The sequence below is a fragment of the Yersinia sp. 2545 StPb PI genome (assembly GCF_052217125.1).
GTDB lineage: Bacteria > Pseudomonadota > Gammaproteobacteria > Enterobacterales > Enterobacteriaceae > Yersinia > Yersinia enterocolitica_E.
The window spans coordinates 2855479-2874881 of the sequence record NZ_JAZGPY010000001.1 but is presented as its reverse complement, the minus strand read 5'-3'; the positions used below and the strand labels follow the sequence as shown (position 1 = coordinate 2874881).

Genomic DNA, 19403 nt, shown 5'->3' with positions numbered 1-19403 from the left:
ATCCGCAGAAATCAACCCTTGAGTGTCGATTTCTGCGGATGAGTATAAATAATAGCGGTTTTTATCGTTTTGCATTGCTTTAAACGGTCAAAACAATTTTCCCGATATGTGTACTGCCTTCCATCAACTCATGCGCTTTCGATGCTTCTTCCAGTGGGAATGTCTGGCAGATTTGCGGCTTCATATTGCCCTTACCTAGTAAAGGCCAGACTTGCTTTTCCAGTTCTTGGGCGATCAGTGCCTTTTCTGCAACGCTACGAGAGCGCAATGTGGATCCGGTGTGTGTCAGGCGTTTTAGCAACATTAACATCAGGTTAAGATCTTTAGCATTACCATTTTGTGTACCAATTTGAACAATACGCCCATTCATGGCCGCAGCTTCATAATTGCGCCCGACATACTCTCCAGCAATTAAATCAACAATAACATCAGCCCCTTTACCGGCAGTAGCGCGTTTAGTTTCAGTGACAAAATCTTGGGTGTGGTAGTTAATAGCAACATCTGCCCCTAACTTCAGGCACGCTTGACGTTTTTCCTCTGAACCCACAGTGACAATCACTGTCTGTGCGCCAAATGCTTTGCTCAGTAATATTGCGGTGGTCCCAATACCCGAAGATCCGCCGTGAATTAAGACTGTTTCGCCGGCGCTAAAATGGCCTCGTTGGAATAGGTTGGTCCATACGGTAAAGAATGTTTCAGGTAACGCCGCTGCTTCAATATCAGTAAGGGGGGAGGGAATAGGTAAGGCATTGGTTTCATGTATGACACAGTATTGCGCATAACCCCCACCAGCTATCAGCCCACAGACTCTGTCTCCGATCTTAAAACGGCTCACATCAGCTGCAATGGCGACCACTTCGCCGGCAACTTCTAATCCAGGAATATCTGAGGCCCCCGGCGGCGGCGCATACTGACCACGACGTTGCATCACATCAGGGCGGTTAACACCTGCGGCTGAAACTTTAACTAATATTTCGCCCGCAGCAGGCATCGGTGTTGGACGCTGTACGGCCACTAAGACTTCTGGTCCACCAGACTGAGTGATTTCAATTGCGACCATATTCGCCGGGAGGTGCGTTAACGATGTCATAATATTCCTCTTGTCGCCTAAAAGTGGTAAGTCCGATGCTATGCCGGTGACTACGAGACTATCTTAGTCTGGTAATGGAAATAATTCATGACGAGAATGTGCTTAAGTGATGACAAAAATAAGCGTCAGAAAACATCAGTGAAGTAGAAAACAAAAAAAGCGCCCAACAGAGTGGGCGCACAAATTTGCAAAGGAGTCGTGCATGTATGGCTTACTTGCAGGGCTACAATCAAGACTAAGAGATGTTTGGAACGCTTTGATTGTATGAACATTACTTTTCTTACGCTATAGGTATAAATCTGAAATTGTGGACCAGGATAACCCGCGGCGTACGGTGACGAGATAGCCACCGTACGCCGCGCTAAGCTTAAGCCTAACCCTTATAGTGCCAGCAGACCTGATAGTGATAGCTTTCGTCCGTCAGCAAGTGATCAGCGTGAACACTAGGGCTCCATGAGTCGTCACCACCGACCCCCATATGAAAACCATCGATATTCAACCAGGTACCTTGATCGGGTTTTAGTAAGTGCTGGTGGCTGGTTATCATCAGTTGCTGCGTGCTGTAACGGCTGATACCAAAATGGAACCGACCGGTTAATTGCCAGTTTCCGTAACGCAGAGAGTGGGTATTACAGCGTAAGCCATTTTCACTCGGGAAAATGTAGGGTGTGTGCATCTGCTCAAGCGGCTGTGACCACTGACCATATTGTGCTGAAAGCTGCCGGTCAGGATAGTTTTCATGTGGCCCTAACCCTTGCCAGTCAACATATGGAGCGAGATCTGATAGTTGGCAGCACATACCGATTCTGGCCGGAGGGGGAAGTGATGTTGCCACTTCAACCTGAACATCAATGGTCATACGGCCTTGCTGATCAAAACGGTATAACCAATGTGAATGCAATAGCACTTCATTGGCAAACTCATAGCTGTAGTCGGCACAGATTTGTATTGAGTGGGAGAGGCTATCAGCGTGTAATGATAGACAACGTTGTTCCAACTGATACATTCCCGCCTTTTTCCAGCGTTCGACCCAGGCGTTGGGGTCGATACGGGTTGCTTCGCTAATACCAATATCGTTATCCAGTGGCGCACGAACAAATTGATCACGCAGCGGGCTAAGTAACACCGGTAATTCACCCACCCACCATTGTTCCAGCAAGCCAGTCTGACGATTGAACTGCCAACGCTGTTGCTGGTGAGTCACCATAATCGAGTGCGCATCTTGGATGAGCTGAAGCTCGCTTGGCTCGGTACTATTTAGCTCAGTGCTATTTGGCACAGAGCGGCGGGGTATAGATAGCGCCCGAGGTAAACGCCATTGATGCCAGGCGCTGCGATGGTTGCTGGCTGCCCAAGGTGTTTCTGTTCTCAACCTGACGTCAACGTTTAACCATAAATGGCCGGGTTTATCTGTCAGGGGTAATTGCTCTGCCAGCCTGTAGTGCTGCGTAGTATCAGGAGATAAATCAAGAGAAAAGTCACCTTCCTGTATCAATTTGCCGTCTAATTCAATTCGCCAATAGAGCTGTTCATTATCACTGTGTCTGAACAGATATTCACTGGTGACACTTATCACCAGTGGCGTGGTACTCAGTAATGAAAATTGGAAAAACTGCTGCGCGCATTGTGCTTCGTACAAGCTGGGATGAGGGCTGCGGTCAGGGAAAACTAACCCGTTCATACAAAATTGGCGGTCATTGGGGCTATCACCAAAATCACCGCCATAAGCCCAGTAAGGTTCACCATTCTCATAATCGCGGATAAGGCTTTGATCTACCCAATCCCAAATAAAACCACCCTGTAACCGAGGATATTGGCGGAATGCCTGCCAGTAACGGGCAAACCCACCAAAGCTATTACCCATTGCATGAGCGTATTCACACAGAATCAATGGGCGAGATTCATCAGGCAAACCAATCCATTTCTTGATTGCCCACTTGGGCACCGCTGGGAAAGGTTGGTCCTCATCCACGCGAGCATACATTGGGCATACAATATCGGTCGCGAGCGTATTTGCGCCGCCGCCTTCGTATTGTACCGGACGTGTCGTGTCATTGGTTTTAATCCAGCGATAGAGGGCATCATGGGTTGCGCCATGGCCAGATTCGTTGCCCAAAGACCAAATAATGATACAGGCGTGATTACGGTCACGCTGAACCATGCGCGTAACCCGTTCGCTGAAAGCAGAGAACCACTGAGGATCATCCGCGAGACGCCCCATCGGTTGCATACCGTGTGTTTCAATATTGGCTTCGTCCACAACATACAGACCATAGCGATCACACAGGCGGTACCACAATGGATGGTTTGGATAGTGTGAGCAGCGCACGGCATTAAAGTTATGCTGTTTCATCAGAATGATGTCTTGCCGCATGCTCTCTTCATCGATGGTCTGACCGGTTTGCGGATGATGTTCATGACGGTTCACCCCCCGAATCAATACCGCTTTACCATTAACTTTAAGCAGACCCTGGTGGATGGTAACTTGTCGAAAACCGACATCATAGGCTTCTGAGTCAATCAATTCTTGCTGCTGAGTGAGCAGCGAAATCACGGCGCGATACAGTGTGGGTTGTTCTGCACTCCATAAAGAGGGAGATTCCACCCGCAGCTTAAGATGGGTGCGATCAGTGTATTGCCCGCGTTCATCAATGGCTTGGGTACCTAGCGGTTGCTGCAAACTGCTAATTAACTTATCTGCCAGCCACAATTGTACGCGGACTTGGTAAGCCCCAGCTATCTGTGGATCGTTGATGCTGAGTGGAGGAATATTTATCGCTGCCATTACCTCTAAATTGGCAGAGCTGAACTCTGGGGACAAATGTGTGGCGATATGGATATCCCGCAAATGGATCGCTGGTTTGTGAAGCAAACTGACATCACGGAAAATACCGCTCATGCGCCACATATCCTGATCTTCCAGATAACTGCCATCACTCCAACGTAAAACCAGAACGGCGATACGGTTATCACCTGCCTGTAAGTAAGGAGTGAGATCGAACTCAGCAGGTAGGCGACTGTCTTGGGAATAACCCACCCATTTCCCGTTACACCACAGATAAAATGCGGAACTGACACCATCAAAAATAATGCGTGTTTGGCCTGATGAGAGCCAATCTGGCTCTAAAACGAAATTACGCGAATAACAACCGGTCGGGTTCTGTTGTGGTACTCGCGGCGGGTCGACCGGAATAGGGTATTGGACGTTAGTGTAAATCGGGGTGTCGTAACCATGGCGTTGCCAGTTGGCGGGGACTGGCAGTAATCTCGCTCCCGATAAATCGTGCTCAACCCACTCATCTGGTACTCTTTCTGGCTGGTCGAAATAGTTGAATGACCATTGTCCGTTGAGTAAACACCGTTGTGGCGAAGGGGTATCATTTTTTGCGCTGTCGCTATCACGCCAACTGTAAAAGGGAGGATGTGCTTCAAGGCGGTGATACTGCGTCACCTGCGGGTTCTCCCAATCTCTGCGTGACAAAATCTGCGATAGGGGCGGTTGAACCTGCTGTTGAACCTTCTGCTGTGACGTCATGATATCAGCCTCATTTCTGCGATGTGCGTGGATACTTTTTGTGCTGGTAAGTGATCAAAGGGTAAAAATGTTATGCGCTCACAATTGTGTTGGGGTAAAGATGAATTCAACGACAGATAAAGTAAATAGTGGTTGGATAAATAGTCGAGAGTGATCGCATTTATTCGTTTTTAAGGATAGAGCGCTTAAAGCGTGCTGTTGTTTGGCGTATTGTCAGTTCAGTGGCTAACAAGAGAGACTCAGAAGGTAGCTCAATTGAGTGGTGCAGCCTGACAATCAGGCGGGAAACGCTCTCTTCCCCTAATTGCTTGAAGTCCTGCCTGACAGTCGTCAGTGGCGGTTGGAAATAGGCGCTGTCTGCGGTGTCATCGTAACCAATGACCGAGACGTGCTCAGGGACATTGATATTATGCTCATGCAGAGCGCGTAATACACCAAGAGCCATTTGATCGTTAGCGACCAAAATGGCGCTAAAAGGGATGTTGCTGGTAATGAGTTGCAGTGTGGTCTGATAGCCGCTTTTGGCATTCCACTCACCGTGATAGACCGCCTGCGGTATTAACGAGGCATCATTGAGTACCTGTAACCAGCCCTGATAACGTAACTGGGCTGAAATGGCATTTTTGGGTCCACAGATAAGGGCAATCTGCTGATGGCCTAAGCTAATTAGGTGTTCAGCCCCCTGAACTGCCCCGACCTTGGCATCAAACAGAACACTGAAGGCGGTAGATTGTGGATCAACATCCAAGAACAGCACTGGAGTATCAGCACACTGTTGGACAATTTTCTCGCAGCCTTTGGGCTTCAGCGGAATATTCACTAAGATCCCGTCCACCCGTTGAGCTAATAGCTCATTTATGGCTTGCTGGCAGGCTGGGCCAGTTTGATCATCAACCATGGCAATCACTATTGCGTATCCCAACTCGCGGGCTTTGCTTTTTATCGCTGCGGCTATTTGAGAGGGGGCATGCAACGCGAGATCTGCCGTTGCCAGCCCAAGCGTAAGGCTATGTTTCCCCGCTAATTGCTGTGCTACGCGGTTCGGAACATAGTTTAAGTCAGCCATGGCCTGTTCGACCTTGCTGCGGGTTTTTGGCGAGACATGAAGGGCCTGGTTTAAAACACGTGATACGGTTTGATATGACACTCCCGCCTGACGTGCAACATCATCTAAGGTGACAGACTTCGGCCTCATGTGTTCCTCTCAGGGGTAGGTGGCTGCATATTATAGCAAACTCATGAGATAAACTTTCAGTACCCATCGGAAAACATGACGTGAAACAGCCTATTTAATATATTTTGCTCTTTTTATTATCGCCAGCGTTTGGGCAGCAGTAGTTTAGTAACAATAAATTTTATGATTATTCTGCGTAAAAGTGGGCATCAAGAGTATAATTAATAGCTTTTTTGGTTTTATTTTAGCCATGCAAACAAGAATCTGTAGTTTGCCCGCTAAAAAGAGTTGCTATTAAAAGCCGGTCATGAGTTAATGCGTCTCGGCCTGTGGTACAGACCTATTTATGCACGACATCTTGAGTAAAGTGGTTCATATTTAAAGCGTTATCGTTGATAGCTCTTCACTGACGAATTTCCTTCATAGTGCCTCCATAAGTAACGACTGATAACCGGCTATAACACGCCCATGGTGGCAAATTTTTTTAATAAAGGAAATACACATGTCTAACATGATGAAAGGTCAAGTAAAGTGGTTCAACGAGTCTAAAGGCTTCGGTTTCATCACTCCAGCTGATGGCAGCAAAGACGTGTTCGTTCACTTCTCTGCAATCCAAGATCAAGGCTTCAAGACCCTGGCTGAAGGCCAGAATGTACAGTTCTCTATCGAGAACGGTGCTAAAGGTCCGTCTGCAGCAAACGTAACTGCAATCTAATTGGCCTTTGGCTGATTATAAAAAAACCCGCTAAGGCGGGTTTTTTACTTTCAGGCATCCAGCAAGATCCTCTGTTTTATCCCCTCGATTCTGATTAACTCAGCTTCTCTTACTCAGTAAGCCAATACTGTTCTGCCCTCGAATATATTCGCCAAAAGTATACCGTTGTTTATACGTAAACCTTATCATTCTCACCTTATTCTGTACTACACTAGCAGCATTGATTTAATTGAAGGTAATATCATGAAAGTGAATGATCGGGTGACAGTAAAAACCGATGGCGGCCCACGGCGTGAGGGGGTTGTGTTAGAGGTTGAGCAGTTTAGTGAGGGTATTATGTATCTGGTTTCGTTGGAAGATTACCCCTCAGGTGTCTGGTTCTTTAACGAGATTGATAGCCATGATGGCACCTTTGTCGAGCCGCTTCACCCGTAACATTGGTGTTCTGTCTGTTGTGCTGCGAGCGACGCAATAAAAAACCGGAAGAAGGTGAGTACACCTTGCCTCCGGTTTTGCTATCTAAATATCGTCACTATAGTTTGGTTGAACGGTTTCTGGTGTTAACTCAGAACGTTTCCCAGTTTAGTGAGTCGTCACCGGACTTCTTATTCCCGACCGCGCTCTTCTGTTTGGTGGACATAGGTGCCGGAGTTTTCAGTGACGGGGCAGGGTTGCCGCCTTTTAAATGGAATACTGCAACGGCTTGAGTCAAGATTTCAGCTTGTTGTTCCAAAGAGGCCGCCGCCGCTGACGCTTCCTGAACTAAAGAGGCATTCTGTTGCGTGACATTGTCCATTTCTGAAACTGCCTGGGCAACCTGACTAATACCACGACTCTGCTCATCAGAAGCAGAGGCAATTTCACCCATAATATCAGTTACATGACTAACGGCTGTCACGATCTCATTCATCGCTTTACCGGCATCGGACACCAGAATGGATCCATCACCAATCAGGTCAACCGAGGCCTCAATCAACGATTCTATCTCTTTGGCAGCATCGGCACTGCGCTGTGCCAGATTACGGACTTCACTGGCCACTACAGCAAAACCACGGCCTTGTTCACCCGCCCGGGCAGCTTCAACCGCAGCATTCAGAGCCAGAATATTCGTTTGGAACGCGATACTATTAATTACATTGGTAATTTCAGCAATTTTCATTGAACTGAGGGATATCTTATCCATCGTGCTAACAACATCATTAACGATATCGCCACCCTGGGCAGCTTTACCTGATGCGTTGGCTGCGAGCTGGCTCGCATGATGGGCATTCTCCGCATTTTGTTTTACGGTTGCGGTCAGTTGCTCCATGCTGGCGGCGGTCTGTTCAAGTGATGCGGCTTGTTGCTCGGTACGTGCCGAAAGGTCGGTATTACCCAGTGCAATTTCACTCGATCCTTGGTAAATAGATTCAGCACTGCTGCGCACAGCTTCCACAGTTAGGGATAACGAATCCTGCATTTGTTGAATATTGTTACCCAGCACACCAATTTCATTGCGGCCAAATGAGACCGAACTTTGTGTCAAATCCCCCTGAGCAATACGCTGAATACGTGCTACCAGCCAATTAATCGGCTTGATGATGACTTTGCTGATCACTAAAAAAGCAATTAATGTCAGTAAGATGGCCAGAATAAAAGCGCCTCCCATCAGCATATAACCAAGACGGGCTTGTTGTTGGGCGGTCTGATTAATCTGGTTAGCCCGTTCGGTACGATACTTAACTGCTTTCAGCAGTGGTTCATTATAAGCATCATCCAACTGATTAAGTTTTTCAGCTTCAAGGGAAATAACTTCTTCAAAATGACCTTCTTTCGTCGCGTCGAGCATGAGTTTCATTCCCTCGTCGCGATACTGTTCATAGGCTTTTTTCAATGGTGCATCTAATGCGCTATCCGTTTCGGATTTAACCGGACGGTTATAGTAGAGATTAAACATTTGCTGCGATTGAGCGATACGGCTCTCAGCGTTTTTTAGCCCCTGCTGATAACCCTCGGTATCACCGATACGTGCCGCTGATGCTGCTTGAATCAGAATAAGGCGTGCAGTACGCAGGTGGTTCGAACTGTTAGACAGACCCAGGCGTATATCTAGTTCTTGCGTCGCCTCTTCCAGTGATTGGTTACTCTGTTTTAAGAAGTAACCTGACGTCCCAATCGCCGCTGCAAATAAAAGCAGTATTCCCGCCAAGATGGCGATAAACAACGTGACCAGACGCATATTATTAATAAACAATACTTTCGTATTTTTATTCTGTTCTGGCGCTATTTTTATATCCAATGGCTGATGCGTACTTCCACGTTTCATTGTTAGTTCCGTTTCTATAGTCGCTCGAGGAAAGGTCCTTGCCTGATGTACCCGGTATGGTTGAAGCTATAGCCTGGTTCGCTGTAACGCCGATTTACGGTGGGTACAGGCATCGCTACTTAAAGTTAATCCACCCCTATATCTAAAAAAATTTCAACAGTCCTTTAAGAACCTATCGGCAACGGAGCTAAAATAGTTAGGGTTATAAATGGGATCACGATCGCAATTTGGATTAAAGATTGATGGGATTTCTGTAATTGCGTCAATGACTTGATGGTAAGGACAGGGGGATGCTCTCAGTTGGTTGAGTTAGGGGGTATAGGTGTCATTGTGCGCGAGTCTTAGCGAAGGTGATTGAGTATGGGCGCCGACGCGGGGAATGGCAGGTAAGAGTGTTTGAGTTGATTCTCTTATCTCTGTTTTATTCTTATATGCCCCTGACGCATGCTCAATGGCTTGAGTAGAGTATGATGTAATTAATCGATATATTATAAATATTAAATTTATTGTTTAATTCATTGGGGCTGGTTTAGGTTTTGTTTAGAAATATAGACTTTACATAATTATCACACGCAACTATACTCTTGAAAAATTTCGGTGGAGAAAATAATGGATACGCAAAGTAGTAGTCAAATAAGCAAGGCAAGCTAACCTATCTCTCTACAGATTTGTTGCTTGCCGAAAATGGCGGGCAGCACCCTCTCTTATTTCCTGAGTTGTGCATACCCAAGTAGACCCTTATTACTTGACGTTATCGTGGCGCTGGTGGTGTTTGTTCACTTGAAGCCCATGTTTTAGTCAGCGCAACGAGATTCATTCAATCGTTGTCTGGTTATAACGCCAATGAGTGTGGGTGTAATATTTAACTCGATGTTTAATCATCGAGGGTAATAATTCGGGTTTTTATTATGGTATTTAACAACCACGCACTTTTTCCTCCTGGCAGAAACACAGGCTATTGCTGATTTATACCCTCGGGTTATATATCTCAGCACAATTACCTGTGTGCTAAATAGCACATGATTATTCTACCAATGATTAATTCATGGAGAGAATCATGGCATTAACTCCTTTTGTCGTAAATTTATTACTGGCGATGTGTTTGGGCGCATTAATTGGCGCTGAAAGACAATGGCGCCAGCGTATGGCGGGCTTACGTACTAATGCATTAGTCGCGACCGGTGCTGCAGTATTTATTCTCAGCTCTTATGCCACATCCCCTGATAGCCCTGGTCGTATCGCCGCTCAAGTTGTTTCAGGCATCGGTTTTTTGGGTGCAGGCGTCATTATGCGTGAAGGCATGAATATTCGTGGCCTGAACACCGCAGCTACACTCTGGTGCTCGGCGGGTATTGGTGTGCTTTGTGGCTTGGGACTGTATTGGAATGCAGTAGCCGCCACTGCCGTTATTCTGTGTGCCAATATATTGTTACGGGAGGCGGCGCAACGGATTAATATGCAGCCTCAACAACAAGCCATAGACCTGGAAGTTCGTTACCGGATTCAGGTCACTTGTGGTGCGGAAGATGAGATATTGGTTCGCACCCTTATTTTACAGGCGTTAAATGGTGTGGCATTACGATTACAGTCACTTTGCAGTGCAGATATTGCCAAACCCGGTCAATTGGAAGTGTGTGCAGAAATAATGGCGACACCCGCAGCGCAAAGAGAAATTGAAAGTATTGTTTGCCGTGTCAGTCTGGAGCGGAGCGTCAGTGCTGTCCATTGGCGTATCGCATCTGAATTACCTGCTTAATAATAAAGTAATTTACTCATTAATAAATTGCTCAATTTTTTGCAATAAATAATTAAATACTGACCCACGTGGTAGTAAGGAGTTGTTATGGACGATCACCCCGGAGTTAACCAAATTAGTCGCTGCTAATTAAATATAAATACAAAGTTGGCAGCGCAATAATAGTTCAGCACATTTATCTCTCAATAATTGAGCGGATAAACCCTGTGCGTTTAGAATTAAAAGAGAAGCGTTATGACCCAATTCAAAAAAACAGTTACCAGCCGTAACAGTAATAAAAAAACTTTTGCTATCGCGCAAGAAGCCAAGAATAGTTTGGATCAAACATTATCCAAGTTGAATGCTAATTTAAATGGGCTGACAGAAGAGGATGCCAGGGAGCGACTGGAATTATACGGCATTAATCAGGTAGCACATGAGAAAGCGCCCCCAGCGTTGCTTCAGTTATTGGCAGCATTTAATAACCCTTTTATTTTTGTTTTGATGGTATTGGCGGCAATCAGTTTCTTTACTGATTATTGGCTGCCATTACAACAGGGTGAGGAGACTGATCTGATTGGTGTCACAATTATTGTGACGATGGTATTGATCAGTGGTTTATTGCGTTTCTGGCAGGAGTACCGCACCAATAAAGCGGCTGAAGCCCTGAAATCGATGGTGCGAACCACCGCCACAGTATTACGCCGTAGTAGCCATAGTGCCCAACCGGCAAAACAAGAAATTGCGATTAAGCAATTAGTGCCGGGGGATATCATTCTGTTATCCGCCGGAGATATGATTCCGGCAGATTTACGGCTCATTAAATCCAGAGATTTGTTTATCAGCCAGGCGATCCTGACCGGAGAAGCTATCCCTATTGAAAAGTACGACGCAATGGGGGCCATCAGCTCAAAATCAGTAGATGCGGATGCCAATAGCGAGAGTGAATTACTTGAATTATCTAATATTTGTCTGATGGGAACTAACGTTGCCAGTGGAACGGCAATGGCTGTGGTTGTGGCTACCGGCGGGCATACTTATTTCGGGTCGCTTGCTAAGTCGATTGTTGGCACTTGCGCACAGACGGCATTTGATCGTGGCGTCAACAGTGTCAGTTGGTTATTGATTCGTTTTATGTTGGTAATGGTACCGATTGTATTGCTAATTAATGGTTTTACAAAAGGTGATTGGACTGAAGCGGCACTATTTGCATTGGCAGTTGCGGTTGGGTTAACCCCTGAAATGTTGCCAATGATTGTCAGTTCTAACCTGGCGAAAGGCGCAATTGCTATGTCACGGCGCAAAGTTGTGGTTAAGCGATTGAATGCAATGCAGAACTTTGGTGCTATGGATGTGTTGTGCACAGATAAAACCGGCACATTAACCCAGGACCGCATCATTCTTGAACACCACCTGGATGCCAGTGGCAGCAATGACAATAAAGTGCTGCAATTAGCATGGCTTAATAGTTTCCATCAAAGTGGTATGCGAAATCTGATGGATCAGGCGGTCATAAAATTTAGCCGCGGTAAACCTGAAATAGATGCTTTGCGCGGCTTTAACAAGGTCGATGAATTACCGTTTGATTTTATCCGTCGTCGTCTGTCAATTGTGGTAAAAGATGAGCAGCAGCACCAGCGCTTAATTTGCAAAGGTGCGGTGGAAGAGATGCTGAGTATCTGCACCCAAGTTCGCGAGGGAGATAAGATATACCCACTGGATGAAGCCCGCAGAGCCAAATTACTGGCGTTAGCCACACAATATAATGAAGACGGTTTTCGTGTTTTGTTACTGGCAACCCGTGAATTAGGGACTCAGCTCAGTGAATTACCGTTAAATATTAATGATGAACGTGATTTAGTTGTTCAAGGGCTACTGACTTTCCTCGATCCGCCAAAAGAGAGCGCAGAGGCTGCTATCACCGCACTGCGAGAAAATGGTGTTGCAGTAAAAGTGTTAACGGGCGATAACCCGATTATTACGGCAAAAATCTGCCGCGATGTCGGGTTGGAGCCGGGGGAGCCGCTGAGTGGTCGTGATATTGAAGGTATGGATGATGAAACGTTAGCGCGTGAAGTCGAGTTGCGCACAGTGTTTACCAAACTTACCCCTTTGCAAAAATCACGGGTGCTAAAAATGCTGCAAAGCAATGGGCATACCGTTGGTTTTCTTGGCGATGGCATCAATGATGCACCGGCATTACGCGATGCTGACGTGGGGATATCGGTTGATACTGGCACTGATATCGCTAAAGAGTCGGCAGATATTATTCTGTTAGAAAAGAATCTGATGGTGCTGGAGGAGGGGGTTATTATAGGGCGTGAAACCTTCGGTAATATCATCAAATATCTGAATATGACGGCTAGCTCGAATTTCGGCAATGTGTTCTCAGTGCTGGTTGCCAGTGCATTTATTCCCTTCTTACCCATGCTTGCCATCCACCTGCTGTTACAAAACCTGATGTATGACATTTCTCAGCTCTCCCTGCCGTGGGATAAAATGGACAAAGAATTTTTACGCAAGCCGCGTAAGTGGGATGCTAAGAATATTGGCCGCTTTATGCTATGGATTGGGCCAACTTCCTCAATTTTTGATATTACGACTTATGCACTGATGTGGTTTGTTTTTGCGGCTAACAGTGTTGAGCATCAGGCTTTGTTCCAGTCCGGTTGGTTTATTGAAGGTCTGTTGTCGCAGACGTTGGTTGTCCATATGTTGCGCACACAAAAAATACCGTTTATTCAAAGTACCGCCGCCTTACCAGTGCTATTGACGACCGGATTGATCATGGCAATAGGTATCTATATTCCGTTCTCACCTTTGGGAGCATTAGTCGGATTGCAACCATTACCGTGGCAATATTTCCCTTGGTTGGCAGGTACCTTAGTCAGCTACTGTATTGTTGCGCAAATGATGAAGCAATTTTATATTCGCCGCTTCGGTGAGTGGTTGTAATTGCTTCGATTAATGTCTAGGTTTTATATCCGGCAAGACTATTTGTTGCTATCAGGGCATTGATATAACAGTTTCCGGGGCGAGTTGGCCCCGGAATTATTTCGACTATTCATTACTGACGCGAATCACCAACTTGCCAAAATTCTTGCCTTCCAATAGGCCGATAAAGGCTTGCGGCGCATTTTCTAGTCCGTCGACCAAGTCTTCACGGAACTTGATTTTGCCCTGATCAACCCATTGGGTCATTTGCTGTAGGAAATCACCAAAATGATGGCCATAGTCATCAAAAATGATAAATCCTTGCATCCTAATCCGTTTGCGCAAAATGATGCTTTGTAACAGTGGCAAACGATCCGGGCCGTCCGGTAATTCTGTATCGTTATAGCGTGCTATCAACCCGCATACTGGAATACGGGCGCGTGGGTTCAGCAATGGCAATACCGCGTCAAATACCGCACCACCTACATTTTCATAATAAATATCAATGCCGTCAGAACAGGCTTTTTCCAATTGTTGCGCAAAATCTGTTGCCCGGTGGTCAATACAGGCGTCGAAGCCCAATTCTTCCACCACATAGCGGCATTTCTCCGATCCTCCGGCTATCCCGATAACTTTGCATCCTTTTAGTTTACCGACTTGCCCGACAACTGAACCAACCGCGCCACTGGCAGCGGCAACGACCAGGGTTTCGCCCGCTTTGGGCTGACCAATATCCAATAGTCCCATATAAGCCGTGAAACCAGGCATGCCCAAAACGCCCAGAGAGCGTGAAGGATGGGAGAGTTGTGGCCCCAAATTGCGGATACCAGCACCATCCGATAACGTATAGTCTTGCCAGCCACTGTTGGCCAAAACCCAATCACCCACTTGAAACTCCGGATGATTAGAGGCTTCAACGCGTGAGACGGCCCCGCCTACCATGACGTCACCAATTTCAACCGGCGCGGCATAGGAGGGGGCGTCGCTCATACGGCCACGCATATAGGGGTCAAGCGACAAATAGCGAGTGCGAAGTAGCACCTGACCTGCTGCGGGTTGCGCAATAGGTTGAATATCTAAGGTGAAATTTTCGCTGGTTGGTGTGCCATGTGGGCGTGAAGCCAGCAGAATACGGCGGTTACTGGTTTTATCTTGAGGCATCAAATTCCCTTACTTGGACGGAGTAAAAAGGCCGGTAGTGAACATAGCGAATATTAAAAATAACGCGTGTTGAGAATAATAGTAGAACTCGGCGGGATGATTTCAGCTAATAGTGCGGCAACACAGCGAAAGGCATTACGGTGCTGACAGAACGGTTGTCGCAACGCACAGCTACGGGTTAATTAAAGTGGGACGATCAATACGTCGACACTACTGGTATTAATCAGCTTGGCAGCAGAACAGGAGAGTTTATTCATCAGGCTTGTACTGTGGTTACCGCAGATAACTAAATCAATATGCTGCTGTTGGCAAACGTAAGCCATGCTATCAGCGAATTGCCCGTGCACAATGGATCTATCCTCTATGGGATAATCAGCATTAATCGCTAACTCCTCCATAAATAGTTGCGCTTCTTCTTGCAACACAGAACGCAAGTCTCCCAGCATGGGGGCAGCATAACTGCTGTACATTTCTGGCTCAGTTGTCAGGGTGATTAACGAAACCCTGCCATTATAGGGCCGCACGATAGAAACGGCTTTATTAACCAATTGTTGGCTATCGGGTGAAAGGGCAACTGCGACCAGTACATTTCTGTATCCCATCATTAAGCTCCCATAAGCGCGGCTATAGATTAAAGGTTAGGGGAATACACCTTTGATAAATGGGATGTCAGTCACATTTGGTTACGACCAGCCAATAATGCGAGCCGTGATAGGGCGTTAATTAAAATAGTCGCTAATAAGCAATATTTGAAACTTATGTTTCAAACATTATTAATTATTTTTAATTACATTTTATTCACAAATTCCTTGTGGAAACGCGGATATGAACCGCAGTTGAAACTGCGGCAGAATGAAATGTGTGCAATAGCGTTGAATTGAAACATGCAGTTACCTCTGTTGCCTTTTTTAATACATGTTGTTGGGTTTTTTAACGTTAAAAGGTAAATAGGTTAATAAATGGTCGGTAGGCGGTGTTTTGTGAAATCGCATAAATATTCGTTAAAACAAAATAGTTTCGGAAGGGTACTTATAGGATAACCGAACTATAATCCTCTGCTTTAGTCCTTACTGCTGATAATTTTGGGTTATAACAGATTTATGTTCTGCTATTTTGCTTTAGGAATGCTTTTGTTCGAACTGATCTAAAAACACTAAGAATTGGGCCTATATATCTAGTTTTTTAGCTCTTTTCTGACTTGTTAGTGTTTTTTAACCATGAGTGTGAGTGAAAAGTGAACAATTATGAGTGTAAGAAACAGCTTTATATTTTATTTTTGTGATCTATATCACATTACATTTAAAATGAATCACTAGTCACATTGTATGTGCTAACGATTCGGGAGTAGAGTTGGGCCTCTTTAGGAATAATCCTAATATTTTGTAAGAAAAGTTGCATAGCAAGATGCACTATCAGAGCAGCACAAAATCGAGCTGCCAAGTTTACGACATGTTATTTCATACCAAAATGGTATTTTTGTAATGTAACACCAGTAGGTTTTAATTACTTTTAGTTCTATGGGTTTTAATTAACTGTATAGCGGGAAGGATCCCAGGTCTTGGGTGAAGAATTCTATCATCCAACTTATGTTTTAAAACATAATCAGTCGGGATGTATAAAATGAGTACGTCTGAATTACTCAAACATATTTATGATATTAATTTGTCTTACTTGCTTTTAGCACAACGGTTAATTAACGATGAAAAAGCCTCAGCGATGTTTCGTCTGGGTATTACAGATACTATGGCCGACGCATTAGCGCAGTTAACTTTACCGCAAATGGTTAAATTAGCTGAGACTAACCAATTAGTCTGTCATTTCCGTTTCAGTGACCACAACACTATTCATCATCTGACGAAAGAATCTCGTGTCGATGACTTGCAGCAAATCCACACAGGGATCCTATTGTCGAGTCACTTACTCCACGAGCTATCGTTACAAGACGGTAGTGCGCCTAAAAAAAGAGCATGACTGATGGTTGTGAAAAGTATTGTTCAGGAAGCTAAAGACATTCATTTGGCAATGGAGTTGATCACTTTAGGTGCGCGTTTGCAGATGCTTGAAAGCGAAACGCAACTCAGCCGGGGGCGATTAATTAAGCTCTACAAAGAGCTGAGAGGGAGTCCGCCACCTAAAGGAATGCTGCCGTTTTCGACTGATTGGTTTATGACCTGGGAACAAAACATTCATTCATCGATGTTTTATAACGCTTATAGCTTCCTGCTAAAAAGCGGGCAATGCACCGGTGTTGAGGCCGTTATTAAGGCCTATCGTCTTTATCTGGAACAGTGTCCTGATCAGTCTGGAGTACCGCCATTACTGGCGTTAACTCGTGCCTGGACCCTGGTTCGATTCGTTGACAGTGGTATGTTGCAACTCTCAGGTTGCAGTTGCTGTGGTGGGACTTTTATCACCCATGCGCATCAACCACGAAATAGCTTTGTTTGCAGTCTCTGCCAGCCACCTTCCCGCGCAGTAAAAAAACGTAAACTTTCTCCGCCATCTGCCGATATTACTTCACAACTGCTGGATGAGCAGGTTAGACGCGCAGTTTGAGTCTCTTTGAGTTGTCAGAATTTTTTGGTTACAGCTGCGGTATGGATACCGTTCCTGTAGCCAGTTAATGACAATTCATTGCACTCAAAGGGTGCTAACGCCTCACCTTCCACCCACACACTTTGCTAAGGATGTCGCGTGTTAGTTATTTTGGGTTATATCGTGGTCTTAGGTGCGGTCTTCGGTGGCTACATGATTGTTGGTGGCAACCTTGGCGCACTGTATCAGCCAGCCGAATTTTTAATTATCGGCGGTGCAGGTATCGGTGCATTTATCGTGGGTAACAACGGCAAAGCGATAAAAGCGACAATAAAGGTCATGCCAAAATTGATGCGCCGTTCTAAATATAACAAAGTCCTGTATATGGACTTAATGGCGTTACTTTACCGTTTATTAGCTAAATCCCGTCAACAGGGAATGCTGTCACTGGAACGGGATATAGAAAGTCCGCGGGAAAGTGAAATTTTCTCTAATTATCCTCGGATCTTGGCCGATAAGTTATTAGTGGAATTTATTACTGATTATTTACGGTTAATTGTTAGCGGAAATATGAATGCTTTTGAAATCGAAGCACTGATGGATGAAGAGATAGAAACTCACGAACAAGAATGTGAAGTTCCCGCAGGTAGCTTGGCGATGGTGGGGGATTCGTTACCTGCATTCGGTATTGTTGCTGCGGTTATGGGGGTGGTACATGCCCTGGCTTCCGCCGACCGACCAGCCGCAGAACTTGGGGCACTAATTGCCCATGCGATGGTGGGGACGTTTCTGGGTATTTTGCTGGCATATGGTTTTATTTCACCTTTGGCCACCTTGTTGCGTCAACAGAGTGCAGAAACCACCAAAATGATGCAGTGCATCAAGGTGACACTGCTTTCCAGCCTGAACGGATATGCGCCACAAATTGCCGTGGAGTTTGGTCGTAAAACGCTCTACACCACTGAGCGTCCATCGTTCATTGAGCTGGAAGAGCATGTACGCAGAGTGAAAGCGCCGGCACCGCAAGCGACAGAAGAGGACGCATGAAGCATCAGAACCACCCCGTTATTGTGATTAGAAAGCGAAAAGCTAAGCATGGTGGCGGTCATCATGGCGGGTCATGGAAAATTGCTTACGCTGACTTTATGACAGCGATGATGGCCTTCTTTCTGGTGATGTGGTTGCTATCGGTTTCCAGCCCGCAGCAACTGACGCAAATTGCGGAGTATTTTCGGACACCGTTGAAAATAGCGTTGACCAGCGGTGATAAGAGCAGTGCCAGTACCAGTCCGATTCCAGGGGGCGGTGATGATCCCACCCAGCAAGTGGGCGAGGTACGCAAGCACATCGATTCAGAAGAGAGTCGCAAAGAAGAGTATCGACTGAACAAGTTGCGGGAAAAACTGGATCAATTAATCGAATCTGACCCGAGATTGAGAGCATTACGGCCACATCTGTTGATTAACATGATGGAAGAAGGGTTAAGAATTCAGATTATTGATAGCCAGAATCGGCCGATGTTTAAGATGGGCAGTGCGCAGGTAGAGCCGTATATGCGTGATATTTTACGTGCTATAGCCCCTATCTTGAATGACATACCAAACAAAATCAGTCTGTCGGGGCATACCGATGATCTGCCGTATGCCAATGGCGAACGAGGTTACAGCAACTGGGAGTTGTCGGCTGATCGTGCTAATGCTTCACGGCGTGAATTGCTCGCCGGTGGTTTGGATGAGGGGAAAGTGCTGCGGGTGGTGGGTATGGCCTCGACGATGCGCTTGAAAGAGCAAGCAGCGGATGATCCGGTTAACCGTCGAATCAGTATTTTAGTGCTGAACAAACAGACGCAACATGATATTGAGCATGAGAATTTAGATAACAAAGCGCTGGATATAGAAAAAGCCGCGAGCTTAAAGCAGCTTGAGACCAGTGGGACTGTGCCAACCGCGACGCCTGCTGCTGCGACAGCGCCAACGGGTACGGCAACCTCCACCGGGCAACCCGCGACTGGGGCGGTAACAGTATCGGCGGCGGCAGTACCGGTAACGGCAGCACCTGTGAAAACGATAACGCAGCCTGCAACAGCACCACAAACACAACAATCGAGCACGGGGAGCATCACTCCAGCAACCACTGGGCCAACGACATCGTTGCCAGCGGCACCTGCAAGTAATGCACCGGTCTCTCCGACAAGCCGCGACGCACAGTAGAGGTGACAC

14 protein-coding genes are annotated in these 19403 nt (G+C 46.1%); 8 read left to right on the top strand and 6 right to left on the bottom strand.

The features are described from left to right. Window positions 1-79 precede the first annotated feature (79 nt). The 3 genes from V1955_RS13490 to V1955_RS13480 all read right to left on the bottom strand — a co-directional run bounded on the left by V1955_RS13490 (window position 80) and on the right by V1955_RS13480 (window position 5820). Window positions 80-1090, bottom strand: coding sequence for an NAD(P)H-quinone oxidoreductase (locus V1955_RS13490; RefSeq protein WP_083159183.1), 1011 nt, complete (start codon window positions 1088-1090; stop codon window positions 80-82). A 373-nt stretch (window positions 1091-1463) separates the two neighbouring features. Continuing rightward, window positions 1464-4625, bottom strand: a complete 3162-nt coding sequence (locus tag V1955_RS13485) for a beta-galactosidase (RefSeq protein ID WP_442821031.1) — start codon at window positions 4623-4625, stop codon at window positions 1464-1466. Between the two features lie 160 nt (window positions 4626-4785). After that, on the bottom strand, window positions 4786-5820 hold the full coding sequence (locus V1955_RS13480) for a LacI family DNA-binding transcriptional regulator (protein ID WP_083159181.1): 1035 nt from the start codon (window positions 5818-5820) through the stop codon (window positions 4786-4788). A 481-nt stretch (window positions 5821-6301) separates the two neighbouring features. Between V1955_RS13480 and cspE the strand changes: the two genes are divergently transcribed. Next, a complete protein-coding gene (cspE, locus tag V1955_RS13475; protein WP_002210893.1) occupies window positions 6302-6514 on the top strand; it encodes a transcription antiterminator/RNA stability regulator CspE in 213 nt (70 codons plus the stop codon). 243 nt (window positions 6515-6757) lie between these two features. Beyond that, window positions 6758-6949: a protein DsrB gene (gene dsrB, locus V1955_RS13470; RefSeq protein WP_193784679.1), complete on the top strand. Its 192-nt coding sequence runs from the start codon at window positions 6758-6760 to the stop codon at window positions 6947-6949. A 130-nt stretch (window positions 6950-7079) separates the two neighbouring features. Here dsrB and V1955_RS13465 read toward each other — a convergent pair whose 3' ends face one another. Continuing rightward, a complete protein-coding gene (locus V1955_RS13465) occupies window positions 7080-8819 on the bottom strand; it encodes a methyl-accepting chemotaxis protein (protein ID WP_083159180.1) in 1740 nt (579 codons plus the stop codon). A gap of 1057 nt (window positions 8820-9876) precedes the next feature. Here V1955_RS13465 and V1955_RS13460 point away from each other — a divergent pair. Next, window positions 9877-10575: an MgtC family protein gene (locus V1955_RS13460; protein ID WP_193784678.1), complete on the top strand. Its 699-nt coding sequence runs from the start codon at window positions 9877-9879 to the stop codon at window positions 10573-10575. Between the two features lie 234 nt (window positions 10576-10809). Further along, a complete protein-coding gene (gene mgtA, locus V1955_RS13455) occupies window positions 10810-13509 on the top strand; it encodes a magnesium-translocating P-type ATPase (protein WP_442821030.1) in 2700 nt (899 codons plus the stop codon). A gap of 105 nt (window positions 13510-13614) precedes the next feature. Here the strand turns inward: mgtA and V1955_RS13450 are convergent, their stop codons facing one another. Together V1955_RS13450 and uspC are read right to left on the bottom strand one after the other, a co-directional pair. Further along, window positions 13615-14649 carry an NADP-dependent oxidoreductase gene (locus V1955_RS13450; RefSeq protein ID WP_083159177.1) on the bottom strand — a complete coding sequence of 345 codons (1035 nt, stop codon included), beginning with the start codon at window positions 14647-14649 and terminating at the stop codon, window positions 13615-13617. A gap of 182 nt (window positions 14650-14831) precedes the next feature. Further along, on the bottom strand, window positions 14832-15251 hold the full coding sequence (gene uspC / locus V1955_RS13445) for a universal stress protein UspC (protein ID WP_083163715.1): 420 nt from the start codon (window positions 15249-15251) through the stop codon (window positions 14832-14834). A gap of 1018 nt (window positions 15252-16269) precedes the next feature. Between uspC and flhD the strand changes: the two genes are divergently transcribed. From flhD to motB, 4 genes are all read left to right on the top strand, one after another. After that, the gene (flhD, locus tag V1955_RS13440) at window positions 16270-16620 is read left to right on the top strand and encodes a flagellar transcriptional regulator FlhD (protein WP_193784677.1); all 351 of its coding nucleotides are present in this window, start codon (window positions 16270-16272) and stop codon (window positions 16618-16620) included. Window positions 16621-16623: 3 nt separating this feature from the next. After that, window positions 16624-17205: a flagellar transcriptional regulator FlhC gene (gene flhC / locus V1955_RS13435; protein ID WP_083159175.1), complete on the top strand. Its 582-nt coding sequence runs from the start codon at window positions 16624-16626 to the stop codon at window positions 17203-17205. Window positions 17206-17343: 138 nt separating this feature from the next. After that, on the top strand, window positions 17344-18231 hold the full coding sequence (gene motA / locus V1955_RS13430; protein ID WP_083159174.1) for a flagellar motor stator protein MotA: 888 nt from the start codon (window positions 17344-17346) through the stop codon (window positions 18229-18231). Beyond that, the gene (gene motB / locus V1955_RS13425; protein WP_083159173.1) at window positions 18228-19394 is read left to right on the top strand and encodes a flagellar motor protein MotB; all 1167 of its coding nucleotides are present in this window, start codon (window positions 18228-18230) and stop codon (window positions 19392-19394) included. The genes motA and motB overlap by 4 nt, the downstream gene beginning before the upstream one ends. Window positions 19395-19403: the final 9 nt, after the last annotated feature.